This is a genomic window from Neobacillus cucumis (assembly GCF_023715505.1).
Map to the genome: position 1 here is coordinate 265,562 of NZ_JAMBOH010000001.1, position 23,381 is coordinate 288,942.

22 protein-coding genes, 1 other RNA gene and 1 pseudogene are annotated in these 23,381 nt (G+C 37.9%); 6 read left to right on the plus strand and 18 right to left on the minus strand.

Going from position 1 to position 23,381, the window contains the following annotated elements; translation table 11 throughout:
* Nucleotides 1-33: 33 nt before the first annotated feature.
* Nucleotides 34-725 (plus strand): annotated as a pseudogene (locus M3226_RS01370) (Crp/Fnr family transcriptional regulator).
* 41 nt (nucleotides 726-766) lie between these two features.
* Here M3226_RS01370 and M3226_RS01375 read toward each other — a convergent pair.
* From M3226_RS01375 to M3226_RS01415, 8 genes are all read right to left on the minus strand, one after another.
* A complete protein-coding gene (locus tag M3226_RS01375; RefSeq protein ID WP_251561892.1) occupies nucleotides 767-2,692 on the minus strand; it encodes an ATP-dependent DNA helicase in 1,926 nt (641 codons plus the stop codon).
* 33 nt (nucleotides 2,693-2,725) lie between these two features.
* Nucleotides 2,726-3,862: a THUMP domain-containing class I SAM-dependent RNA methyltransferase gene (locus M3226_RS01380; RefSeq protein ID WP_251561893.1), complete on the minus strand. Its 1,137-nt coding sequence runs from the start codon at nucleotides 3,860-3,862 to the stop codon at nucleotides 2,726-2,728.
* A gap of 166 nt (nucleotides 3,863-4,028) precedes the next feature.
* Nucleotides 4,029-4,430, minus strand: an RNA gene (rnpB, locus tag M3226_RS01385) — RNase P RNA component class B.
* A 79-nt stretch (nucleotides 4,431-4,509) separates the two neighbouring features.
* Nucleotides 4,510-4,812, minus strand: a complete 303-nt coding sequence (gpsB, locus tag M3226_RS01390; RefSeq protein WP_098530451.1) for a cell division regulator GpsB — start codon at nucleotides 4,810-4,812, stop codon at nucleotides 4,510-4,512.
* 129 nt (nucleotides 4,813-4,941) lie between these two features.
* Entirely contained in the window at nucleotides 4,942-5,505 is a 564-nt protein-coding gene (locus tag M3226_RS01395) for a DUF1273 domain-containing protein (protein WP_251561895.1), read from the minus strand.
* A gap of 123 nt (nucleotides 5,506-5,628) precedes the next feature.
* Nucleotides 5,629-6,024, minus strand: coding sequence for a CotD family spore coat protein (locus M3226_RS01400; protein WP_251561897.1), 396 nt, complete (start codon nucleotides 6,022-6,024; stop codon nucleotides 5,629-5,631).
* Nucleotides 6,025-6,412: 388 nt separating this feature from the next.
* Complete coding sequence (locus tag M3226_RS01410) at nucleotides 6,413-7,669, minus strand: ribonuclease H-like domain-containing protein (protein ID WP_251561899.1); 1,257 nt, start codon at nucleotides 7,667-7,669, stop codon at nucleotides 6,413-6,415.
* Entirely contained in the window at nucleotides 7,660-9,963 is a 2,304-nt protein-coding gene (locus tag M3226_RS01415; RefSeq protein ID WP_251561901.1) for a DEAD/DEAH box helicase, read from the minus strand. Before M3226_RS01415 ends, M3226_RS01410 begins: the two co-directional genes overlap by 10 nt.
* A 170-nt stretch (nucleotides 9,964-10,133) precedes the next feature.
* Between M3226_RS01415 and M3226_RS01420 the strand changes: the two genes are divergently transcribed.
* Nucleotides 10,134-10,832 (plus strand): Crp/Fnr family transcriptional regulator, encoded by a 699-nt coding sequence (locus M3226_RS01420; RefSeq protein ID WP_251561904.1) that lies wholly within the window; start codon nucleotides 10,134-10,136, stop codon nucleotides 10,830-10,832.
* Nucleotides 10,833-10,870: 38 nt separating this feature from the next.
* Here M3226_RS01420 and hcp read toward each other — a convergent pair whose 3' ends face one another.
* The gene (hcp, locus tag M3226_RS01425) at nucleotides 10,871-12,169 is read right to left on the minus strand and encodes a hydroxylamine reductase (RefSeq protein WP_251561905.1); all 1,299 of its coding nucleotides are present in this window, start codon (nucleotides 12,167-12,169) and stop codon (nucleotides 10,871-10,873) included.
* A gap of 170 nt (nucleotides 12,170-12,339) precedes the next feature.
* Here hcp and M3226_RS01430 point away from each other — a divergent pair, with 170 nt between their 5' ends.
* Complete coding sequence (locus M3226_RS01430) at nucleotides 12,340-12,843, plus strand: Hsp20/alpha crystallin family protein (RefSeq protein WP_251561907.1); 504 nt, start codon at nucleotides 12,340-12,342, stop codon at nucleotides 12,841-12,843.
* A 73-nt stretch (nucleotides 12,844-12,916) separates the two neighbouring features.
* Here the strand turns inward: M3226_RS01430 and M3226_RS01435 are convergent, their stop codons facing one another.
* Nucleotides 12,917-13,471: a YppG family protein gene (locus tag M3226_RS01435; protein ID WP_251561909.1), complete on the minus strand. Its 555-nt coding sequence runs from the start codon at nucleotides 13,469-13,471 to the stop codon at nucleotides 12,917-12,919.
* Between the two features lie 187 nt (nucleotides 13,472-13,658).
* Here M3226_RS01435 and yppF point away from each other — a divergent pair, with 187 nt between their 5' ends.
* Nucleotides 13,659-13,868: a YppF family protein gene (yppF, locus tag M3226_RS01440; protein ID WP_144562963.1), complete on the plus strand. Its 210-nt coding sequence runs from the start codon at nucleotides 13,659-13,661 to the stop codon at nucleotides 13,866-13,868.
* A 112-nt stretch (nucleotides 13,869-13,980) separates the two neighbouring features.
* Here the strand turns inward: yppF and M3226_RS01445 are convergent, their stop codons facing one another.
* The 3 genes from M3226_RS01445 to M3226_RS01455 form a co-directional block, all read right to left on the minus strand.
* Nucleotides 13,981-14,337: a DUF1798 family protein gene (locus tag M3226_RS01445; protein ID WP_251561910.1), complete on the minus strand. Its 357-nt coding sequence runs from the start codon at nucleotides 14,335-14,337 to the stop codon at nucleotides 13,981-13,983.
* Nucleotides 14,338-14,427: 90 nt separating this feature from the next.
* Complete coding sequence (locus tag M3226_RS01450) at nucleotides 14,428-14,703, minus strand: hypothetical protein (RefSeq protein ID WP_251561912.1); 276 nt, start codon at nucleotides 14,701-14,703, stop codon at nucleotides 14,428-14,430.
* A 526-nt stretch (nucleotides 14,704-15,229) separates the two neighbouring features.
* On the minus strand, nucleotides 15,230-16,207 hold the full coding sequence (locus M3226_RS01455) for a DUF2515 domain-containing protein (protein ID WP_251561914.1): 978 nt from the start codon (nucleotides 16,205-16,207) through the stop codon (nucleotides 15,230-15,232).
* Nucleotides 16,208-16,392: 185 nt separating this feature from the next.
* Here M3226_RS01455 and recU point away from each other — a divergent pair, with 185 nt between their 5' ends.
* Together recU and M3226_RS01465 are read left to right on the plus strand one after the other, a co-directional pair.
* The gene (gene recU / locus M3226_RS01460; protein ID WP_251561916.1) at nucleotides 16,393-16,995 is read left to right on the plus strand and encodes a Holliday junction resolvase RecU; all 603 of its coding nucleotides are present in this window, start codon (nucleotides 16,393-16,395) and stop codon (nucleotides 16,993-16,995) included.
* Between the two features lie 43 nt (nucleotides 16,996-17,038).
* Nucleotides 17,039-19,753 carry a transglycosylase domain-containing protein gene (locus M3226_RS01465; protein ID WP_251561918.1) on the plus strand — a complete coding sequence of 905 codons (2,715 nt, stop codon included), beginning with the start codon at nucleotides 17,039-17,041 and terminating at the stop codon, nucleotides 19,751-19,753.
* Nucleotides 19,754-19,773: 20 nt separating this feature from the next.
* On the opposite strand, the gene M3226_RS01470 is transcribed toward M3226_RS01465, so the two are convergent.
* The 5 genes from M3226_RS01470 to M3226_RS01490 form a co-directional block, all read right to left on the minus strand.
* Complete coding sequence (locus M3226_RS01470) at nucleotides 19,774-20,130, minus strand: YpoC family protein (protein ID WP_251561920.1); 357 nt, start codon at nucleotides 20,128-20,130, stop codon at nucleotides 19,774-19,776.
* Nucleotides 20,123-20,785 (minus strand): endonuclease III, encoded by a 663-nt coding sequence (gene nth, locus M3226_RS01475; protein ID WP_251561922.1) that lies wholly within the window; start codon nucleotides 20,783-20,785, stop codon nucleotides 20,123-20,125. Before nth ends, M3226_RS01470 begins: the two co-directional genes overlap by 8 nt.
* A 63-nt stretch (nucleotides 20,786-20,848) precedes the next feature.
* Nucleotides 20,849-21,547, minus strand: coding sequence for a DnaD domain-containing protein (locus M3226_RS01480; RefSeq protein WP_251561923.1), 699 nt, complete (start codon nucleotides 21,545-21,547; stop codon nucleotides 20,849-20,851).
* A 132-nt stretch (nucleotides 21,548-21,679) separates the two neighbouring features.
* Nucleotides 21,680-22,867, minus strand: coding sequence for a pyridoxal phosphate-dependent aminotransferase (locus M3226_RS01485; protein WP_251562335.1), 1,188 nt, complete (start codon nucleotides 22,865-22,867; stop codon nucleotides 21,680-21,682).
* Nucleotides 22,868-22,898: 31 nt separating this feature from the next.
* Entirely contained in the window at nucleotides 22,899-23,372 is a 474-nt protein-coding gene (locus M3226_RS01490) for a cell wall elongation regulator TseB-like domain-containing protein (RefSeq protein WP_251561925.1), read from the minus strand.
* Nucleotides 23,373-23,381 lie beyond the last annotated feature (9 nt).

A 23,381-nucleotide genomic window follows, 5' to 3' on the forward strand; every position in this document is an offset into this window, starting at 1 on the left:
TAATTGAAATGAATTTCTTATGAGGTGAAATTAATGGAACATGAAGATATTATAAGAAGATTATCAAGAGTGCCGATTTTTAAAGAGTTATCTGCTAAAGAACTTGATTCAATCGTAAAAATTACCCAAACGCGTTTCTATAAACATAAAATGTATGTCTTTATGCAGGATGACCCTCTGGATCGGGTGTTCTTTATTCATTCTCGTAAAATTAAAATCTATAAATCAGATTTTATGGGGAAGGAACAATTAATTTCTGTTTTAGAGCCAGGTGAAATGTTCCCTCATGCAGGTTTTTTTAGGAAGGGAAATTTCCCTGCGTATGCAGAAGTATTGGAGGATGCCCAGCTTATTGTAATTCCTATTGTTGGATTTGAAAAAATATTAATATCTTATCCGGAATTATGTATTAAGCTTTTTAAGGTATTAGGCGAAAAGATTGTGGACCTGCAAGGAAGGCTTGAAGCGCAGGTACTTCATAATACTTATGAACAAATTATATTATTGCTTATCAGGTTATGTAAATTAACGGGGAAAAGGTTGGAGGACTCTATAAATTAACTACTCAATTTACCAATCGGGAATTGGCCAATATGATTGGAACCTCAAGAGAGTCCGTCAGCAGAACGGTTACTCAAGTAAAGAAGAAATCTTTTGTTTCCCAAGATGAGGATGGGTGTTACTTAATAAATCGAGAAGCTCTCGAACAGGAATTATTCAATTAAAAAAGTAAGTGGAAGAAAACATATCTTCCACTTACTTTTCTTTAATTTTCAATTGGCTCAGTCGGCAAAACAGCTTTTATTTCTTGTAATACATTTAATTCAATATCGCTATCAAGAAGAATATAAACGGTTCCTTCGTCCTTTTCAGACCTAATTAACCGCCCAATTCCTTGACGAAGCCGAAGAAGCATATAGGGTAAGTCTACTTCCAAGAATGGATTGTTAAGCCCATTCTTTTTTGCGGTAAAGACTGGATCATTGGGCGGAAACGGAAGAGAAAAAATAATTACATTTTCTAACGACCTGCCTGGTATATCAAGCCCCTCCCATAAATGGATCGAACAAAGCACAGCATGTTCCTCATTTTGGAATTTCGAAACTAGCGTGCTAATCTCCTCATCCCCTTCAAAATAGACCTGGTAAGGAATTAAATCTGGCAGCCGTTTCTTTAGGTATAACATTTCTTCATTGTTATTAAGGAGGATTAACGCCCGACCCTCTGATTGGTGAATTTTGCTGATTACATATTTAACTCTCTCTTCAAGGCTTTCTTGCGGAAAACGAGGCAAATATATTTTCATCTTTTCATCATAATCAAACGGAGAGGCAACTGAAAAGGATAAGTATTCGCTAACACCAAGACTATTTGCCATATAATCAAAGGACTTATGATTTGAAAGTGTCGCTGAGGAAAAAATAAAAGGCTTCTTCTGTGAGAATACTTCTTCCCGCATGACTTCCTCAACCATTTTAGGCATGATAACTAGGGTACGTTCTCCACCCTTTTCTTCAAACCAGGTGATCCCGTTTAGTTCTTGAAGAAATAAAGATAGTGAATACGTTATTTGTTCTAAATACTCCTCAACGATCTTTAAATCATACTCATTAATAACATATAACTCACTCTCAAAGACAAGTTCTTCTTCAAGTGCCTGTAGCATTGACAACAGCTTTCGGCAGGTTTTCATCACTAGCGGATGCTTGGTAATGACTTGTTTTTCTGAACCTTTTGATTGAGAAGAGAATTGAGAGATGGCATCGAAAAATGCCTCATTTGCTAAAAGTGCCTCTTCAATCGTATACAACGTTTTTTCGCGTACTTCATTTTCCATTAATCTTGTTAATAAGGTATCTAATGTATAATCTGTAAAACGGTAGCTTAAAGCTTTCTGTGCAGCATATTCGAGCAGGTGGCCTTCATCAAACACGACTGAAGAATGATCCGGCAAAAGAGGAAGCTGGCCTTCTCTCTTTCGTGACTCCTTAGTCCAGATATGTTCCATATAAAAATCATGTGAACAGATAATTAAATCTGTTGCATGTCGATAAAAATCACGGTGTAATGTTAAGCCGCAACGATGACGTTTATCACAAGAAAAGCAATCCTGCAGTTCATCCCAATTCACATTACCCCATACTTCATCAGACAAAGAAGGAAAATCCCGTCTATCACCATATCTTTCAAAAGATTGCATTGATCCAACAGAATGAACGAAATCAGGAAGTTTTTGAAACACCTCTGAAATCTCATCTGAAAAATCATTATTTTTAACCTGATCAAGCTTTTTTAGACAGAGATATTGGTCCCTCGATTTTGCCAAACGAACATCAATCTGTAAGTCTAAAATACCCTCTAGTTTTGCAATGTCGCCTTCTTTTTTTACCAACTGTTCTATTAAGGTCTCGTCAGCACAAGCAATTATTGCAGGCCTATTCGTATAACGGGCATACATTATGGCATAAAGTAAATAAACAATCGTTTTCCCCGTTCCTACTCCTGCCTCTGCAAACATTACTTTTTTCTCTTTAAAGGCTTTTTCTAATTGAAAAGCCATATAAATCTGCTCATCTCGCAGTTCAAAACCCGCTTCAGGTAAAATATCATAAAATAGGTCGCCAATCCATTCCCCTAACTTGTCATAAAAAGACTCAGTTTTGGAAATTTCAAACGGCATCCGATTTTGCATGAAAACCCCTCCCCCATTATCTACTTCAAAACATTATTGCCGCGGGGGTTTTTTACCCCAATATTGATATAAGTCCGTTCGAATAAATCCATTAAACAGCTTCCGTTTCTTGGTTGCAGGTTTACCGTAAAGTTGCTCAAAATCTTCATTCGAAGTCATGATATAAATGGACCAGGTATCGAGCTTACTAAAAGCCTGTCCCATTTCCTTGTACATTTGCTCTACTGCCTTTTTATCCCCTAGCCGCTCACCATATGGAGGGTTTCCTACAATGACACCAAACTCCTTATTAGAGGATATGTCTCGAACCTGCATTTGTTTAAAATTAATTAGATCTCCAAAACCAGCTTCTACAGCGTTGCCTTCCGCAATTCTAACCATGCGATGATCGATGTCAGAGCCGGTAATGTCTAACGGCTGGTCATATTTTGCCAGATCCTCCGCTTCCATTCGTGCATCATGCCACACTTTTTCCGGCATCCATTTCCAAGCTTCAGAAACAAATTCTCTGTTAAATCCGGGTGCAATGTTTTGCCCAATCATAGCTGCTTCAATCGGAATAGTTCCTGATCCACAAAAAGGGTCAATAAAGGGTCGGTCCGCCTGCCAATTCGTAAGCATTACGAGTGCAGCCGCCAATGTTTCCTTCAACGGTGCCTCACCTTGATCAACTCGATATCCTCGTTTATGAAGACCTCTGCCACTCGCATCAATGGTAATGGTCGCAACGTCCTTTAACAATGCCACTTCAATCCGGTATAGAGCACCATTTTCCTCAAACCAAGAATTACGATTATAATGTTTTTTCAAACGTTCAACCACAGCTTTTTTAACAATAGCCTGACAGTCAGATACACTAAACAACTTTGATTTAACAGACTTTCCTATTACTGGAAATTCTGCATCTTCAGGCAAAAATTGTTCCCAAGGAAGCGCCTTTGTTTTTTCAAATAGTTCATCAAAGGTAAAGGCCTTAAATTCTCCAACCTTTATCTTAATGCGGTCGGCTGTTCGCAGCCACAAATTACTACGTGCAATGGCTGCCTCATCACCTGTATAAGTTACTTTACCGTTTTCCACTTCACATTTATAGCCAAGTGATCGAACCTCATTAGCTACTAAGGCTTCTAATCCCATCGCTGCAGTTGCTATTAATTGATATTTTCCCATGTCTTCACCCTTAAATATTTCATATGTATGTAAAATCATGCTAATCGTTCAACTTGTCGCTTACATTATTGACAAAATCAAGGAAACGAATGCAGTAATTTGCAATAAAAAAGCTCCCCATATTAGGAGAGCCCTTAATATCCAGCATTTCTTGACATTAATAACGTTCTGTAAGCCATGTTCTGTACCATAGTACTGCAAGCGACTGTTAGGTCTCGTACTTAGGTGGTAATCATCTATCTACAGATTCAGAAAGAACCTGTCTTTCTCCTTGTTCAATTCCTCAGAGAAAACGCCCCTACCATAATTTGGGTTTCTCGCTCGTGGGGTTTACCCGTTCCACCCTTTCTGTTTCCAGAAAGGCTACGTCACTGTGGCACTTTTATAGGTATTCATACCATATCCGCATGGGACTTAGGTATTTTCCCGGCCGTCAACTGAATGCTAGACTCAGCTGCCCTAGCTTATGAATTCACTAGGCACGAACACTACGAGCATCGCAGCTCGTGCGAGCATGGACTTTCCTCAACGATTTGCGAAACGCTCATCGCAGCGATTACCCGAACGTTATTAATGATACCTTTTTATTATATGTATTTCTTGTTCATTATACAATGGTTTTTATTAGGAAACAGCGGTACAAAATGTTAATCGTAAAGTTTATTACCAAATACATGCTTTTCTAGATTAGACAATCTTTTTAAAATATCAAAATTGGTCGTACCAGCTGGCTGCGCCACCGGCTGCCTTTTGGAAGTGTCTTCAAGCTGCTTACGAAGCCTTAGGTTCTCCTGCTGTAGATCCTCAATTTCTTGATGGAACGTTTCATAATCTTTAATAATTAAATCTAAAAATTTATCCACATCTTCTTGCCTATAACCCCGAACACCTGTTTTAAACTCTTTTTCTAAAATATCCTTAGCTGTTAATTTGACCTTATCAGCCAACATTCAAATCACCTCAAGTTTAGCCAATCATTACCTTTTATTTTTCCAAAAATATGTCCTTTTGTCAATTTTCTTTTACATTCAGGATTTTTGAAGTCATTTTATACTATGGGGAGAGACTATAAATATTCCTTAAAAGTCAGAGTGCTTGAACTGCTCTTCCTCAACAATCATTTGCAAATCGTAAAAAGTTATTAATTCTACTCGATAGTCGTGCTTTTTTTTGTACTGTAATGCTAATTCGTATAAATATTTAGGACTTCCCTCTTTTTCATGATCATACATGATTAGTAAGCCGTCACTTTTTTCAACAAAGAATTGATTTTTCAAGCGGAATTGCCATGGCTTTTCATAGACTTTTTTGGTTACAGAATCAACAAAGTCCGCTTGCATTAAAATCGTTTCATACCACTCTTTATTAGTTTCATTCCATTTCGATTCCTGTTCTAAAAACGGAGTAATCACTGCAAGCTTTAATTTGGGGTATTCAGATTGTAAATCAAAGACCACTTCGGCCGCCCAAAGTTCTACACCTAGTTGACCACTGATTAATATCCACTCTAATTCTTCTTCTTCAATCATTGGCAATAGAGCCTTCTTTATGGCTGCCTTGATATATAGAACAGATGTATGATCCTTATTAAATATACCTAATTCAAAAGGTTTATAACCTGAAATGGCTAAAACTTTTAGCAAACTAGTTCTCCTTTTAAATAAATTTTAAAAATGGGACAAACATTTTATTATAAAGAACATAACATATAATAAAAAGAAATAAAAAACAAGGGCTAAGAAGCCCTTGCGATGACATCCCTAATACTATCGTCTGCGGCCCATATATGGTCCAGGTCCAGGGCCAAATCCTGGTGCGCCTGGGCCAAAGCCAGGACCTCCCATTCCACCAAAGCCGGGGCCTCCCATTCCGCCAAAACCTGGCGCATTTGGTACTGCATTAGGCAGTGCATTTGACACAGGCATAACTGGCGGCACCGCAGCAGGTGCACATGTGTTACAGCAGTTGATGTGCTGATTGCAGCACTCTTCTGCACATGATGCGGTTTGTGGACAGTAATGTTTATGTTGATACATGTGGTGGTTCACTGTGGTTGTATGAACCGGATGAATATGCGGCACCACCGTTGTTGAAAACGTATGGTTCACGATTTGTTGTGTCGGATGAATGACTGGAGGTAAAAAATTAGTTCCTAGATACATATAATAATCTCCCTTCAAATATTCTGTTTACATTAACAGCCTATGTAAAAGGAGCTACTCTTGTACTAATGAAAATACCTATTTTTCGTTATGGAAGCTATATTTCTTATAACATAGTATAAAAACTGTCTTTTAGGCTTGTAAACACAACGGCAGTCAAACAGACGACAATAAAAAATAAGAAAAGAATTGCTTTATACATACTACCAGCTCCATATGATTTATAGTCGTTTTTTTTCTCAACTCAATTTTCAATTTTACCTTTTTCAACTATGATAAACAATATGGAAATGCTGGTTTTCTTAATAAATATGTTAAAATTTTGTGTCACAAAATCAAATATTCTAAAATCATGAAATGACTAAATTGAAATGTGCGAACGATGCGTTTATCTATGATATTTTGCATATTTTTGTTCCAAGCGCCTAAGCCGAGTCTTGAGCTGGTCAAATATAGGTTTGTGCATGTTTATTGGGTCAACAGTGACTGAGTTAATGGCTTCTTGGCAATACCTGATTGCTTTTGAAAGGTCTTTGAGCCTATGCTCAAATATTTTGGACAGCTCTACACAAGCTTCTGTCCTGATTTGTAGATCCTCGGATTCAACAACCTCCAAAAACAATTCTTTCGCGAGTTTCCAATTACGTTCCTTTTTTTGCTGATAAGCTAAAATTAGTTTTGCCTTTGTTGATGTTATATCCTGTTCTTTAGTTAAGCTCGTTAAAACCTTTTTCGCTTGTTCCGTTTCTCCTAAACTGGCAAACCAACGTCCTACTTCATACGTTTCAGGGCGTGATTGATTCCGGTCCGTTCCGGTGATCTGGAATGTCAGATGAGTATATAACGTTACAAGCGATAAGATGTCGATTTCATTATGTTTAAGGATACCAATCATTCCATCAGGTCGTTTGCTTTCTATAAAGTCAAAATATATGATAGGAGCCAGATATCCAGGAATATCATCCAACCTTTCTACCCCTAATACCTCTTTTTCAACAATGGACAACTTCAATCTGTCTAATTTATGCTTCCAAAGTCTTCTAGCCGCGTGAAAAAGATCAAAGTGGCCGAACGCAGGCAGTTTTGGGACATGTTCTCTAACTAGCGTATGTCGTGTTTTTACTTGCGGCCAATCAAACGATTTGCCATTATATGTGACAAGGGTTCGATAGTTCACTTTTTCCAAAAAACTTTGATAAAGAGGGACCTCAGCACCTGGATTCGGCAAAATGTGCTGCCTTAATATAAGCTCATCACCTAAAACACTAGCATAACCGAGGATAAAGATAGTATTTCCTACCCCGCCGCCAAGCCCGGTCGTTTCTGTGTCAAAAAAGAATAGTTCTTCTACTCTATGCCCTTTAGATGATAATGGATGGATAATTTCGCTTTCATTCCAGCTATTGACCGCAGTTCGAAATTCATCAAAACAATAAAGACCATGCTGATATGCAAGAGGGTATCTTACTTCTCGAATGAAACAATAATTTCCATCTAAAAAATACGGAGTGACATTCTCTTGTTCCCATTTATCAAGAAATGGGATTTCAATGGCAGTTACTTCCGAAAGAAGTTTTGGTTCTTCAGAATGAGTACTAATTGAAAGATGCGGTTTTAAACGGTTCAATTTATTTTTTAAAGACATGACTCCACTTCCTCACCTGAAAGTGGAGTGTACAGGAACGTCTCAAGAATGTTAACTGTATCTTTTTTGACCGTTTGACCAACAGTATCAGCGCCAATACACGATGGACATCCTGACTGACATTGACATTGATGAATCATTTTTAATGACTCATGAAAAACCTCTGACATTCCTGTATATATTTTTTCACTCAAACCAATCCCGCCCGGATAACGATCATAAAAGAAAATAGTCGGTTTTTCATTATGATCTGCCTTAACTTGTGGAATAACGTGGATATCCGAAGGATCAGCCATGACAAATAAGGGAGCAATATGATTTAGAGCATGCGCAGCGCCAATCAGACCTTGCTCGAGACGTTCCTGTCCCATTTCAGCTAATGGTTTATTTAATGACATCCAGGCAGCATTCGTATGAAGCTCCTCCTCAGGGAGGTGAATCGGACCGGATCCAATATTTTCATGTGTCTCAAATTTTATTTTTTTAAAAATAGTAGCCATCGCCCTGACACTGACATCGCCATAGCCTATTTCTGCCTCAGGGAGTGTTTGAAGTTTATCTACTTCTAAAACCTTTAATTGAACTGCCAGGTTGGCATCCGTAAAATAGTCTACGTCAACCTCCCGAACAAATGCCTTTTTCTCATCCCAATCAAGCTTTTCAACTTGAAATTGTGTCCCTTGATGCAAATATATGGCTTCATCATGAAGCAGCGTCATTGCAGAAAAACGATCCATCTCACCAATGACCTTAACATGAGATATATCAGATTGATCGACGATTATTACGTTTTCTTGTGAAGCCGAACGTAAACTAATATTATGAGCGGGAAAAGAATCATTCATCCAAAAAAATTTATCCCCATTTCGGTAAAGAACACGTTCCTCTGACAAGTATTCGAGTAACTCATCTGTTTCTACATTTCCAAATCTATCACCCGTCTTAAATGGTAGTTCATAGGCGGCACATTTCATATGATCGATTAAAATAATAAGATTATCAGGATTGATTCTAGCGGTTTCAGGGCTTTTATTAAAAAAGTAATCAGGGTTTTGGATAATATATTGATCAAGCGGGCTGGAACTAGCAACCATTATCACTAATGCCTCGCCATGTCTCCTGCCAGCTCTTCCTGCTTGCTGCCATGCACTCGATATTGTCCCGGGATAACCAGTCATAATACAAACCTGCAGCTGTCCAATATCGACTCCCAGTTCAAGCGCATTCGTGCTGACAACTCCATAAATGTCCCCTGATCGCAAGCCCTTTTCGATTTTCCTTCGTTCTGTTGGCAAGTATCCGCCGCGATACCCCATAATCGATTTTGCTCCCAACTCATTTTTAACTAATTCCTGCAAGTAAGTTAAGATGATTTCCACTCTCACTCTACTTCTAGCAAATACGATGGTTTGGATCTTATTTTTCAAGAGCTCGCCGGCTATTTTACGAACTTCAAGTGTTGCACTTCTACGAATATTTAATGGCTTATTAACAATAGGAGGGTTATAGAAGAGAAAATGCTTGGTTCCACTTGGAGCACCATTATTATTGATCAGGGTCATTTTCTCTTCCGTTAATCTCTCCGCAAGCTCTAGAGGATTGGCGATAGTAGCAGAGGTGCAAATAAATACAGGACTGCTTCCGTAATAATGGCAAATTCTCTTTAACCTTCTGATTACATTGGCAACATGACTGCCAAAAACACCCCGATAGGTATGGAGCTCATCGATGACAACAAATTTAAGATTTTCAAACAATGAAACCCATTTTGTATGATGCGGCAGAATAGCGGAATGCAGCATATCTGGGTTGGTAATCACCACATGCCCTGCTTTTCTTACCTTTTGCCGAATGTTTGCTGGTGTATCCCCGTCATACGTATAACTGTTAATATCAGCGCCGGAAGCTTCAATTATTTCATTTATCTCACTTTTTTGGTCTTGTGCAAGTGCTTTAGTTGGAAAGATATAAAGTGCTCTTACACTTGGATTTTCAAAAACGGTTTGTAATACCGGTAAATTGTAGCAAAGTGTCTTCCCAGAGGCAGTAGGAGTAACTGCCACAATACTATGACCCAAGTTAATTTCCTCATAAGCTGATTTTTGATGTGTATAAAGATGATCAATTCCTCTGGTATTTAGCGATTTCTTTAAAACGGGATGTAGATTCTCTGGCAATTCTACAGTTTGGGCAGGCTGCTTCTCAATTGTATGCCATGTGACAATATTTTCTTTAAACTCATGATTTATTTTTAGATCAGAAAGGATTTCCTGCAGGTTTTTTTTCAGCTTCATGTTCTCACCTCATTACTCCTATTTTACCGAATAAACGTTCGTTATTAAAGATATAAAACAAAATTTAATACATTAACAAGATTGAAACCTTTTTCCATTATGATAGAGTAAACGATAGGAGCAAAATTTGTTACAATATAAAAAATTCACTGGACTTGAAAGGGGTCTATATGAAAATTGATGATATTAAACGGGTACTAGGTGATTTTACCCTCTTCCGCGAATTAAACGATTTTGAATTAACTAAAATAGCTAATATTTCGATCGCCAGAGAGTGGAAGAAACATAGTCATGTCTTTCTCCAAGGTGATCCGCTCGAAAACGTCTATTTTATCTTCGATGGAAGAATAAAAATTTATAAAAGTGATATTAGTGGTAAAGAACAAATCGTTGCGATTGCAAAAAAAGGAGAAATGTTCCCTCATGTCGGGTTCTTTAGAAAAGGGGATTATCCTGCCTATGCTGAAGTGCTAGAACCCTCTACACTGATTGCAGTTCCTATTTCAAAATTTGAAAAGGTATTGATTGAAAATCCTGAGCTTTGTATTAAAGTGTTTAAGGTACTTGGAGAGAAAATCGTCGATTTACAAAATCGCTTGGAGGAACAAATTCTAAACAATACATATGAACAAATCGTTAAACTTCTTATTCGTCTGGCTCAGAAACATGGAGTTGAACAGGCAAATGGGACGATTCTTCTAAAATCAGAGTTTACTAACAAAGATCTTGCCAATATGATTGGTACAACAAGAGAAACCATTAGCCGGACATTAACTAAAATGAAAAAAGACGAATTAATCGAAGTGGATCCTGAAGGGAACATGATTCTTGATATCACTATTTTAATGCAGGAATTGAATTTAATATAATAAAAACACCGCAGCTTTTGTAAGCTGCGGTGTTTCTGTTAATTAGTATGAAGCTGAAGCATGTCTTCCATATCTTCTTTCGCTGTACCAATTAATTTAAGATTAAATGTATCCTGAAGAACTTGAAGAACTCCTTCTGAGATAAATTCAGGCGGCTTTGGCCCAATTCTGATATCTTTAATTCCTAAACTGAATAGTCCTAACAAAATCGCTACTGCTTTTTGCTCAAACCAAGACAAGACGATACTTACTGGTAATTCATTGACTTCACATCCGAACGCATCTGCTAATGCTAAAGCGATTTTCACAGTCGAGCCGGAATTATTACATTGACCTAAATCAATATACCTAGGGATGTTTGTTCCCGGTACAACACCATAATCAACATCGTTAAAGCGGAATTTACCGCAGGAAGTCGTTAATATAACTGTCTCTGGAGGAAGTGATGTAGCAAGCTCTCGGTAGTATTCCCCGCCTTTTCCAGGTGCGTCACATCCTGCAATAACAAAGAAGCGTTTAATCTTACCTGCTTTCACTGCATCAATCACCTCTGGTGCTAAACCTAAAACAGTCTCATGGTGGAATCCAGTGAGTAATGTTTCTTCAGATTCTATCGCTGCTTCAGGAAGCTCCAATGCTCTGTTAATTAATGGGGTAAAATCATCACTCACAATTTTTTCAACATTCTCAAGACCAGCAACTTCATAGGAGAACATCCGGTCAGCATATGTACCCTTAATTGGCATTACACAGTTAGTTGTAGCAAGAATAGCTCCTGGGAACTTTTCAAATAGACGGCGTTGGTCGTACCAAGCTTTACCTATATTACCTTTTAAATGCGCATATTTTTTCAGGGCAGGATAGCCATGAGCAGGCAGCATTTCAGAGTGGGTGTAAATATTAATTCCTTTTCCTTCTGTTTGTTTTAATAATTCTTCTAAGGCGAATAGGTTATGCCCCGTAACAACAATACACTTGCCTTCAATTTTATTTTGACTAACGCGAATTGGTTCTGGAATTCCTAACCGTTTCGTATGGGCCTCATCGAGCATTTCCATTACACGGACAGCAGATTTGCCTACCTTCATAGCCATATCAATATGTTCTTGTACGTTAAAGTTTGAATTGGTTAATGTCATGTAAAGTGCTTCATGTGTTGTCGCATCCACAAATGGGTCTGTATACCCCAGTTGATTGGCATGTGTTCTGTAGGCCGCGATTCCTTTTAATCCAAAAATAATTGTATCTTGTAAGCTGGCGATGGTTTCATCTTTACCACAAACACCAATAACCTTACATCCGCCAGAAGGTGTTTGTTCACATTGATAACAGAACATGTAACTTCCCCGCTTTCATCAAGTCTTCTTAACTAGACTACAAATTTATTCACATGATTAGTGTGATTCAAATCACATCAATTGAGTTTGTAACAGAATGTTCAATAACTTGTGACGAACTTATGTCGACACCTACCTATTTTTCTCCGCATATGATATGGAGTAAACTAATGGAAAGAGAGGGAATTATCATGTCATCCATGCTTCCGAGTGATAAAAACAACCATAAACCCCAGCTGCCAGAACCTTTCAAGGATTTATTTAAATTAATGAATGACTTTTTCACTGATAAACCAATGCGGGGATTTTTACAATCTATTGATGATTTTTTCAAATCTCCTTTTCCGGTTGGTACAGGTTTTCAAGTTGATACAGTTGAAACAGGATCGGAATATATTATTTCAGCAGAGCTCCCTGGTGTGCAAAAGGAGCAAATCCAATTAAATATTTCAGGAAACTATTTAACCATCTCCGTCGAAAATAAGGAATTAGAAACGGAAGAAAACGACCTTACCCACGTTTATCGTCGAAAATATGTTCGGCAGCAAGCTTCTAGAACGATCGCCCTGCCACATGATATCAATGAGAATTTGGTTAAGGCTTCGTACCGTAACGGCTTATTGCAAATCCGCATTCCTCAGGAAAAAGGGAAAATAATAGATATAGAAGAATAACCGATTTTTTTTAGCTTCCTTATATATGAAAAGACGGCTGCCAATAGCCGTCTTTTTTTTCCTCTAAAATGGGTTAACTTTTAAATATTCCTCCAAATCCTTTAACAAGCGAGGACACTTGGTTTACTGCATTCATCATTTGCCCTGCTGTATTCACCATTTTATTAATGTCAACGGATCCATCTTGTGATTTGAAGGAATTGATTAGCGATTTCATTCCACCTGGTTGTTTTGGCATGAAACTGTTTTTGGGATAGGGATTCATTACCGGATATCCATTCATCGGCATAAATGACTGTTGAACCATGTCATCCTTCGGCTGAAGCGGGTTTTGAAATAGAAACTGGTTATCCTTTTTCGTATATTGAGCTTGATAATTCATATTTTGCGGTACAAAGCCCGGTTGATAGGTTTGACCAAATGTCTGCATTTGCTGCGGGTAATAAGGGTTGGGCGGGTAATAGGGCATCATATTATAGTTCTGGGGTTGATTTTGATACGCACTCGGCTGGTTTCGGCTCATATCTGCTTGGGGGTTCAATTGTTGTTGTGTCATCGGTACTTGGTGCATCATTTGCCCCGAGTATCCATGATGAGCAAAATGATTTGGTCTTGGTTTACCAAACATGGGCAAACATCTCCTCTTTATAATTCTCTATTACACATTATGAAGGTTAGAGATGAATGGTGATTCTTCTAGTCTGTTTGTCAATGTCATAATCACAGGAATTTTGTCTAAAGTTTAAATATTTTAAAAACTAGGAATCCTATGTTTTCATGATACGATAATTAAAAGGGTGAAGGAGGAGCTATATATGGACATTCACGAATTAAAAAGCAAATTTATTCAAAGTCGGGATTACAACACAGATGACGTTAATGCCTTATTGGATTTTGCAAAGAGAGCGTATATTCATAATGAAATTAATATTAAAGAATATCGCGTTCTTGTCCGCGAGCTTGAAAATCAAGGTGCGGTTATACCTGAAGCTATACATGAAGACTCCCTCATCGAACATTCATAGATAATCAGCTGCAGCTCATATCAGTGCCGTTTATCTGCGGTAAATGAGCAGCTGGCAGATCTTAATTTAAATCATTTGATCATAAAAGAGATGCGAAAAATTGCATCTCTTTCTATTTTTTAACCTCTTTTTCTACTTCCGAGAGAATAAATTCAATTGCCCGATGTGTATTTAAAAACCTTGATTTACTTGTCTCTGGAAAAAAGGACTGCACTGAAAGCTGATCAATATGGGCAGATGTTGTATCAATTTGCTTCAAATGGAGATATTGCGTATTTGCTGTGGAGAGCCATATCTTCATAGCCTTATTCCATTTATCATTCATCGCCTTTACCTCATCTGCAAATGGTTTTATAACACCATGGAAATCCTGAGTAACTCCTGTTTCTCTACCTTCACGATAGTTCTTTAAGAATAATTCATTATAATGTAAAAGTTTTTCCGTTAAATCAAGGATTTCTTCTGACATGTTTCTCTTTGTCCCCTTTTTATTGTACAAAATAAAAAAGTAGCAAGTGTAGTCATGCTACTTTTAACCATATTATTATTTTAGCGTTACTTAAAAACCTAATTCAAGCTTTAAGGATTTAGGAACGGCACCAAGGTTGGAATCAAGGAATTCTTCGTGAGACATTGGGTTCACTTGTGCTGATTTTACCCCGATATCTGAAAGGCGATGGAGTGTTACCGTTAATTTTTCTTGTTCTTCACTATTCATATGAAAGCGGTGGTCGGAAAAAGAGGCTTCTAAAACAGACTCCAATTCTTCTAATTGATCATATATTTCAGTTAGCATTGTAAGCATTTTTTCTTTTTCGGACATTGGTATTGTCATTTACAAATCCCTCCTCACGAATATCTATTACGTATTATTCTCCTTCCCTTGCCAGCCTCCTTCCAGCTTGACAAAACTAGAAGCAATTCGGCAAAGAAAGTGTTAATACAGCATAAAGATATTCTTTTTCGACATAATCATAAGTTCGCATGAAAAATCGCAGAAGCGCACATGCTAGTAAATGGAGGTGTTTTTAATGGCGAAAAAAAATAACCCAACAAGCAAACAATCAAAAACTGTCACAGAACAAAAAACAGGCTATGGGGATAAAAAGCTTGAAGGACCAAATCGTCCTGCTGAATAAAACCAAAAGCGGAAGCGCCTTGATCAGGGGCTCAAGGCTACAGACGAGCCGGCGAAAAGGCGCTTGGTGGCTTATGACTCGAGTTCCAAGGAGCCGCAACTGGATAAGCTTATGACCCCGAGTCCCTTGGTGCTGGAGCTGGACGTATCTCACTCCGATAAAGTTGTATTTAGTAATAAATCTGTAATTTACTACAAAAAGCAAGGAGGAATCCTTGCTTTTTCATTTCCACTTTTTTAACTTCAGCGACTTTTGAAGAGAAAGAAGTAAATGAAGCTGATTGGATTTATTATAATACCAGTCTGTAAGATGAATGGGATGATGATGGCGGGCTGGAGAATACAACCATGCTGGGGAAATGATTCGCTGTTTGCTCCAATCCTGATATTTATCTTGATGATGGGCAATTACTGGAAAAGTTGTTCTTAGCAGTGGCGTTTTCCGACCAGTCTTTATTTTAAAATATTGTTCATAATCGTGTCTTGAACCAGTATGCGGGGTCTTTTCAGCAAACTCAAAAAAATAAGGAAACAGCCGGGGATGAAAAAGAATACTCGCCAATCTCTTCCCTAAATTGATTCGCTTGGATAGAGATCTAAAACCATTTACACTAGCCCCATAAACCTCTCCACCACAAGTAGGAAAAAGAACACTGCTGAAGTGAAGCCAATCTTGAAAAGAAAAGAGTAAGGAGTGAAAAACCTTATTCTTATATATAGGGTGTTCTATGACAGGGCTTTGAATCACATTTTGTTCATTAATAATTAAAGCTGTTGTTAATCTTTTCTTATCTGTTTCCTTCCAGTAGCGATCCCACTCTCTTTGAATAAATCCTGAGACATTGAAAAAGGGAAGCAAGTGAAACATTGGCCGATTGTATTTCGTCGAATATTGATAGAGCAAAAGCTGGGGATAGACATCATGAAAGATAAGCCAATTAGCACGCTCATAAGTCAAAAAAAGCTGTTTTCTCATTTTCGGCTCTAAAATTTCTGGGAAAATGTCACCTTCGAGGTCACACATATTCCAGCCGCCGTTCCGGGAAACCATACTTGCAAGAAAAGACCAAGTAATATCAGGATGCTGTTTAAAATATGAAAAATAGGCATCCGTTCTCGAAATATTATCAACATTTTTCTTTTTTGTTTCACTTACAATTTGACGGATGATTGATTGTTCCTGTATTGTAAGATGATTCATATTCATCTTCCCTTATTTTTTAATAGAGTTTTAATTTACGTGTCAATCTTTTGCAAAAATGAACCATATCTATGTAAACTTCACTATACAATTATTATTAGAATGTGTAAGCAAAATTATTTTATACACCCCAAAAAAGCGCTAATATTTGGTATGATAAGGATTAGCTTGAGAGGTGCAAAACGATGAATCTTAACTATCCAAATGGAAAAAAGTACAAGCCACAGGAACTTCCGATCGACACTTCCTTGAGAAAAAGAAAAAATGGATCTTATAGTAATCGGGGTATGACACTTGAGGAAGATTTAAATGAAACCAATCAATATTACCGGGAAAGAAAAATTGCAGTGATACATAAAAAGCCTACTCCGGTTCAAATTGTTCAGGTGGATTATCCAAATAGAAGTGCTGCCGTAATAAAAGAGGCATACTTTAAACTAGCATCTACAACTGATTATAATGGGGTATATAAAGGTAGATATATTGATTTTGAAGCAAAAGAAACGCAAAATCCCACCTCCTTTCCATTAAAGAATTTCCATCAACACCAAATCGAACATATGGAAGAAGTAATGGGTCAAGGAGCTATTTGTTTTGTTATTCTCCGTTTTACAAAATTTGAACAGGTTTATCTACTCGAAGCTCAGCACTTATTAAATTTTTGGGATCGAATGAGGAATGGAGGAAGAAAATCCATTACGAAAGAAGAGATAGAACAAAAGGGGTACCACATACCGCTTGGATTTCAACCAAGAATTGACTATATTAAAATAATAGAGCAACTATAGAAAACTTCATTTTTCATAGAGGGTAGAAAGGAAGGAAATCATTATGTCTGAACAATACCAATCAAGAGAGGAGCGCAGGAAGCAACTCCAATCCAAAGGTAAGAAAAAAAAGCAGAAAAAACCACGTGGACTTTTCAAGAAAATTTTTCTAAGTCTTGTTGTCCTCGGAATCATTGGAATACTTACTGGAGTTGGGACTTTTGCCTATTTAGTGAAAGATGCTCCCAAACTTGATCCGAAATTATTAAAAGATCCTATCCCTTCAAAGATTTTTGATAAAAATGATAAATTGATAACTGAAGTAGGCGCTGTAAATAGGGAATACGTAAACTATAAAGACATACCTGCAGTTGTCGAAGACGCTGTTTTAGCGACGGAGGATTACCGTTTCTATAAGCACCATGGAATCGATCCGATTCGTCTCGGCGGCGCCATTTTAGCCAATTTCCAACATGGTTTTGGTGCTGAAGGCGGCAGTACAATCACACAACAAGTTGTGAAAAATACATTTCTCACTCAAGAAAAGACTTTAAAACGAAAGGTTCAAGAAGCTTGGCTTGCTTATGAACTAGAACAGCAATACACAAAACATCAGATATTTGAAATGTATGTGAATAAAGTATATGTTTCAGAAAATAGTCACGGACTTGCAACTGCAGCAAAAATCTATTATGGGAAAGAGTTAAAGGACCTTACATTGGCAGAAGCCGCGCAAATTGCCGGAATGCCACAGAGTCCTAATAACTATAATCCATTTAATTATCCTGATAAAGCAGAAGAAAGACGTAATATCGTATTATCATTAATGTATGAACATGGATATATTTCAAAGCAGCAAATGGAAGAAGCTAAAAAGGTTTCTGTAGCAAAAGATGTGCTGCCAATTGAAAAACGTCAGGTTAAAGATAATAAAACTTATGACTCATTTGTGGATGCCGTTATTAATGAAGTCGACAATACAACTGATTTTGATATTTATACGGATGGGCTATCGATCTATACATCACTAGACAGAGATGCTCAATTACACGTAAATGAAATCCTAAATGACAAGGATGCTAACATCATCCCTTACCCCGATGATAAATTTCAGGCCGGTATCGTCCTCCTTGATACAAAGACCTCAGAAATTCGAGCGATTGGCGGAGGAAGAAACCAACAGGTACAACGCGGCTTTAATTATGCCACCGATACGAGACGACAGCCTGGTTCCACAATCAAGCCTATTCTTGATTACGGCCCTGCAATTGAATATTTAAACTGGGGCACCTATGAAATGATTAACGATAAGCCCATTACGTATTCTTCCGGTAAGAAATTTGGTAACTGGGATCAAAAATATAAAGGACCAATGACCATAAGAACAGCCCTCCAATTATCGCGTAATAGTCCTGCTGTTCAAGCATTACAACAGGTTGGGTTAGATAAAGCGAAGGACTTTGCTGTTAATCTTGGGATCCCTTTAAAAGAAATCTACGAATCATATGCGATTGGCGGATTTGAAACAGGAGTATCACCACTTCAAATGGCCGGAGCATATGCTGCATTTGGCAATAATGGCTTCTATACCAAACCACATGCGGTTAGAAAAATAAAACTGCGTGACGGAACGATGATTGATACTTCACCTAAACCAAAAGTTGTCATGAAGGACTCTACTGCTTTTATAGTTACGGATATGTTAAAAAGTGTACTTGTATATCCTGGTACCGGAACAAGGGCCAAAGTACCTGGACTTCCCATTGCCGGTAAAACAGGAACAACCAATTATACAGATGAGGAAATGCAAGAATGGAATATAGATAGCAGTTCTGTCCCGGATGCGTGGTTTACCGGTTATACAACAAATTATACTGCATCCATTTGGACAGGATATGCGAGCCGGAAAACCCCAATAACAGCGGAAGGAAGCAATCAACGAATTGCTCAGCTTCTTTTTAAAAATTTAATGGCTTATGTATCTAAGGACATTGAAACCCCTGATTTTACAATGCCAAATAGTGTTCAAAAGGTCAGGGTTGAGAAAGGCAGTATGCCGGCTGTATTGGCTAGTCAATATACCCCTAGCAGTCAGGTCTCAATTGAATACGCGGTAAAGGGGCATGCACCTAAAAAGGTGTCTGAAAAATATAACAAACTTTCAGCTCCGTCAAATCTAATTGCTAAATATGATAATACAAGTGGCAATGTCGGAGTATCATGGAATTATAGCGCAAGCAAAGATGTACAGTTTGATATTACAATAAATGGTACCACTACAAATCATTCTGTTCAGGACGGAAATAGCTTTACCTTTAAGGCGAATCCGGGAGAAAAATATACTATCTCCGTCTTTGCCCTTAGTGGAAATAATAAAAGTGATGCAGTTCATACTACAATTGATATTCCACAAGCCGAAGAACAAACTGACCAAGGCACGGGAAACGGTACTGATACAGGTACTGACACTGGAACTGGCACAGATACTGGGACTGGCACAGGTAGTGGGACTGGCACAGGTAGTGGGACTGGAACTGACACAGGTACTGACACTGGCACAGGGACTAACAATGGGACTGGAACTGGCACAGGTACTGGGATTGGAAATGGTTCTGGGACTGGGACTGGGACTGACACTGGTACCGATAACGGTAATGGCAATAGGAACGGCAGCAACAACGGTGGAAATACTCCCCCACCAGTTACAACCCCAGTAACCCCTCCGAGCAGTGCAAACACTGGAAATGGTAACCAAGGGGAAACTAAAACAACTCAATAAGGACAAAAAAATCGTCTAGGTTATTGCCTAGACGATTTTTTTTTTATGTTACTCTTTGCAAATTGCTTTTCCTGCTCATTCATTAATTCAGTAAGCTGTCGATATGAAGGGTAAAATTCGGGTCTTGACTTAATAAATTCTATTCTCTCTTCCAGATTAACCGGCTTAAATAAAAACTGATCATATCTTTTTCGATTAATTGGAGGGTATGTTTCATGATTGGTAAGATATAAAAATTGAAGATATAGGTTAATTCCCCTTTCCATCCATTTTTTTGTATTTTTTGAATCACGGGCACGAAATAATGGTGCAAGTTGTTTTTGGATACCTTCCCACTCTGCTAGAATCGCAGCTACTGCTTCTCCACGATTATTCATTTACTGGAGCCTTTCCCTTCATTCTCTTTTTACCTTCCCGACAAAGTTCTAGTAATGGACAGCTTGGACATTGTGGATTTTGAGCTTTGCAATGATAACGTCCAAAAAAGATTAATCGATGATGTGTTAGCGACCACTCATCCTTAGGGACCTTCTTCATTAACGTTTTCTCCACCTCGAGAACAGAATCCTTCCAACGGCAAATACCAAGGCGTTTACTTACCCTTTCCACATGGGTATCTACGGCAATGGCCGGAATATTAAAGGCTACTGAAACGACAACATTGGCGGTTTTCCTGCCCACTCCAGGAAACTTTGTCAGCTCATCTCTATCCATAGGAAGAACACCGTTATATTCATCCAATAAAAGTCGACATAAACTCTGAATATTTTTTGCTTTATTTCGATATAGGCCAATGGAGCGGATATCGTTTTGAAGTTCTTCGAGTGAAACCTTCAGGTAATCTTCAGGGGATTTGTATTTTTCAAATAAACCCTTGGTTACTTTATTAACAAGGGCATCTGTACATTGTGCCGATAATGAAACAGCAATAACAAGTTCAAAAGGATTTGAGTGGTTCAATTCACAATGTGCTTCTGGGAACATTTTACCCATTTCATCTAAGCAATATCGAATTTGAGTATTATTTAGCATAGAAATCACCTACTTATAAAATAAAAGAAAACGAGAGAAGTTTCCCTCGTTTATTTACAATTATTATTGCTCTAACCAGTTATAAAAGGGAACTGATGGCTGATGGTCATCGTTTTTACTATGTGTCTTTTCCGTTTGTTTTTGCCGAAACTTACGTCCATGATTTTTAGCTTGTTCGATTGTTTTAATCCCATTTTTCTTCCACTCAAAAAGGATCCGATCAATATAACGAAAGTTTAATTTTCCTGACATGACAGCCTCACGAAGTGCAGCTTTTATGATGATTGGATCATGGTGATCATCGTCCATCCACATCCCAAGCGATTCACATTCAAATGGTGAAAGCGGACGGCCAAATTCTTTTTCGAAACAAGTATAGACATCTGTTTCTTCCGTTTTCTGTTCAAGTTGTCTCGTTACTTGACTATTTAATAAAAACTGATCAACTAGTTTTTCCCATAAGGGCTTTACGGAATATTTTTCAAACCGGATGCCTTCATCACTATATTGATCCATTATCTCAATAAATCCTCTTTGAATCAGCCTTCTAAGCATGTCATGACAATCAGCAATTGATACTGTCATTCTGGCTGAAAGTTCTTCTGGAGTAGGAAATTCGTTTCCTTTTTCGATAAAAGTAATAATATTTAATAAAAGAACAAGTTCCGTCTCATTTAAGTTCAGATTTCGATATTCTGAAAATAACATTAAAGGAATCGTAATATTCCCTTCCTGTAACCAGGCTACTATATTTGATTTCATCTTTCTACACCTCTAGATTAGTATAACATGAACCACCAATTCGAGTAAGAGTATTAGGAATCCATCTTTGGAAAGGAAAAACAAAAAGCCTGCATCATGCAGACTTTTAAGTGCTAGGCAAAAAGACCAAGGTCAGTTCTTCACCTTCGCTGTAACGAATTGATCAATTCGTTCCACGGCTTTTTCTAATTGTTCAAGTGATGTTGCATAAGATAGACGAATATTATCTGGAGTTCCAAAGCCTGAACCTGGAATAACGGCTACCTTAGCTTCTACAAGCAATGCTTCGACGAAGTCATCAACGTTACTAAATCCAGTCATCTCCGCAGCACCCTTGACATTTGGATAAAGGTAAAAAGCACCCTGCGGTTTCACACAGGTAAATCCAGGGATAGCAACTAACTTTTTATAGATAATTTCTAATCTTTTCTCAAACGCTTGTCTCATTTCCTCAACAGGTTCCTGTGAACCATTGTAAGCCGCAATCGCAGCATATTGGGCAGTTGTGGTTGGATTGGAGGTACTATGGCTGGCAAGATTCGTCATGGCCTCAACGATTTGTTTATTACCCGCAGCATAACCAATTCTCCAGCCTGTCATAGAATGTGATTTTGATACACCATTGATGACAATAGTTTGCTCCTTCAATTCTGGAGAAAGCTGTGCAATGGAAACATGTTTGGCACCAGAGTAGACAAGCTTCTCATATATTTCATCTGAGACAATTAAAATATCTTCTGCCAAACAAATCTTTCCTAGCTCTATAAGTTCTTGGTCCGTATATAAAACTCCTGTGGGATTGCTTGGTGAATTAATGATTACAGCTTTTGTTTTATCAGTTATTGCTTCTTTTAATTGTTGGGGAGTAATTTTGAAATTATTTTGTTCCAACCCTTCGACATAAACAGGTACACCACCTGCGAGCTTTACTTGTTCGGGATAGCTGACCCAATAAGGTGTTGGAATAATTACTTCATCACCATCGTTTAAGATAACCTGGAACAATGTATAAAGGATGTGTTTTGCTCCATTACCTACGATAACTTCATTAAGTTTATAGCTTAATCCTTGGTCTGCCTCAAACTTATTAATGATGGCCTTTTTTAAGGCAGGAAGGCCCGCCGAAGGAGTGTACTTTGTATGCCCCTCGTTCATCGATTTTGCAGCTGCATCTAAAATGTGCTGGGGCGTATTAAAGTCAGGTTCCCCTGCCCCTAATCCAATGACATCTTCTCCTTTTTCTTTCAATTCCTTTGCTTTTGCTGTAATAGCTAACGTAGTAGATGGCGTAAGTGCCATTACTCGATTTGCAAGTTTGATTGCCATATCTCTTTCCTCCAGTCTCCACAAGCTATAGATTTTCAATTTTTTTTAGCCATTCACCGGTTTCAAAGTGAACATAGTAATAATTTATTAAATTATTTTCAGAACGGTAGTAGATTTCCCATAACGGAATATTTTTTTCCATACCCAGCCGTACTGAAATAATTTTCTTAGGTTGTTTTTCCTGCAATAATTTTTGAATTGCTTCTTCTCTTGTGATGCCATCCTTCGCCTTTTTAATGTAAACCTTTTTACTCTTCTCAGGAATCCAAACAATTACTTTACTTCCGTTTTTATTTTTCCCTTCAATCACATCAACGGTCTCAATCCCATTGTATATATGAAAGTCATCCACTTTACTCAATTGCACTTTATCCTTGGCAAGTGATACAGCTCTTTTTTCGGCTGCTTTAACGGGTTCAACAGAAGAAAAATAGACTTTTACGAGCACTCCGGCAATGACAAGTACTACAATAATGGGAATTATTATCCACTTTTTCATTTTTATCTT

What these genes read in the sequence shown, in the direction of transcription:
- hcp (WP_251561905.1), bottom strand. Translation starts at nt 12,169, where the DNA reads ATGTTCTGTTATCAATGTGAACAAACACCTTCTGGCGGATGTAAGGTT.
- recU (WP_251561916.1), top strand. Translation starts at nt 16,393, where the DNA reads ATGAATCTTAACTATCCAAATGGAAAAAAGTACAAGCCACAGGAACTT.
- M3226_RS01400 (WP_251561897.1), bottom strand. Translation starts at nt 6,024, where the DNA reads ATGTATCTAGGAACTAATTTTTTACCTCCAGTCATTCATCCGACACAA.
- M3226_RS01455 (WP_251561914.1), bottom strand. Translation starts at nt 16,207, where the DNA reads ATGAATCATCTTACAATACAGGAACAATCAATCATCCGTCAAATTGTA.
- M3226_RS01435 (WP_251561909.1), bottom strand. Translation starts at nt 13,471, where the DNA reads ATGTTTGGTAAACCAAGACCAAATCATTTTGCTCATCATGGATACTCG.
- M3226_RS01420 (WP_251561904.1), top strand. Translation starts at nt 10,134, where the DNA reads ATGAAAATTGATGATATTAAACGGGTACTAGGTGATTTTACCCTCTTC.
- M3226_RS01410 (WP_251561899.1), bottom strand. Translation starts at nt 7,669, where the DNA reads ATGTCTTTAAAAAATAAATTGAACCGTTTAAAACCGCATCTTTCAATT.
- M3226_RS01480 (WP_251561923.1), bottom strand. Translation starts at nt 21,547, where the DNA reads ATGAAATCAAATATAGTAGCCTGGTTACAGGAAGGGAATATTACGATT.
- M3226_RS01445 (WP_251561910.1), bottom strand. Translation starts at nt 14,337, where the DNA reads ATGTCAGAAGAAATCCTTGATTTAACGGAAAAACTTTTACATTATAAT.
- M3226_RS01465 (WP_251561918.1), top strand. Translation starts at nt 17,039, where the DNA reads ATGTCTGAACAATACCAATCAAGAGAGGAGCGCAGGAAGCAACTCCAA.
- M3226_RS01375 (WP_251561892.1), bottom strand. Translation starts at nt 2,692, where the DNA reads ATGCAAAATCGGATGCCGTTTGAAATTTCCAAAACTGAGTCTTTTTAT.
- M3226_RS01380 (WP_251561893.1), bottom strand. Translation starts at nt 3,862, where the DNA reads ATGGGAAAATATCAATTAATAGCAACTGCAGCGATGGGATTAGAAGCC.
- M3226_RS01430 (WP_251561907.1), top strand. Translation starts at nt 12,340, where the DNA reads ATGGAAAGAGAGGGAATTATCATGTCATCCATGCTTCCGAGTGATAAA.
- M3226_RS01415 (WP_251561901.1), bottom strand. Translation starts at nt 9,963, where the DNA reads ATGAAGCTGAAAAAAAACCTGCAGGAAATCCTTTCTGATCTAAAAATA.
- yppF (WP_144562963.1), top strand. Translation starts at nt 13,659, where the DNA reads ATGGACATTCACGAATTAAAAAGCAAATTTATTCAAAGTCGGGATTAC.
- nth (WP_251561922.1), bottom strand. Translation starts at nt 20,785, where the DNA reads ATGCTAAATAATACTCAAATTCGATATTGCTTAGATGAAATGGGTAAA.
- M3226_RS01470 (WP_251561920.1), bottom strand. Translation starts at nt 20,130, where the DNA reads ATGAATAATCGTGGAGAAGCAGTAGCTGCGATTCTAGCAGAGTGGGAA.
- M3226_RS01490 (WP_251561925.1), bottom strand. Translation starts at nt 23,372, where the DNA reads ATGAAAAAGTGGATAATAATTCCCATTATTGTAGTACTTGTCATTGCC.
- M3226_RS01450 (WP_251561912.1), bottom strand. Translation starts at nt 14,703, where the DNA reads ATGACAATACCAATGTCCGAAAAAGAAAAAATGCTTACAATGCTAACT.
- gpsB (WP_098530451.1), bottom strand. Translation starts at nt 4,812, where the DNA reads ATGTTGGCTGATAAGGTCAAATTAACAGCTAAGGATATTTTAGAAAAA.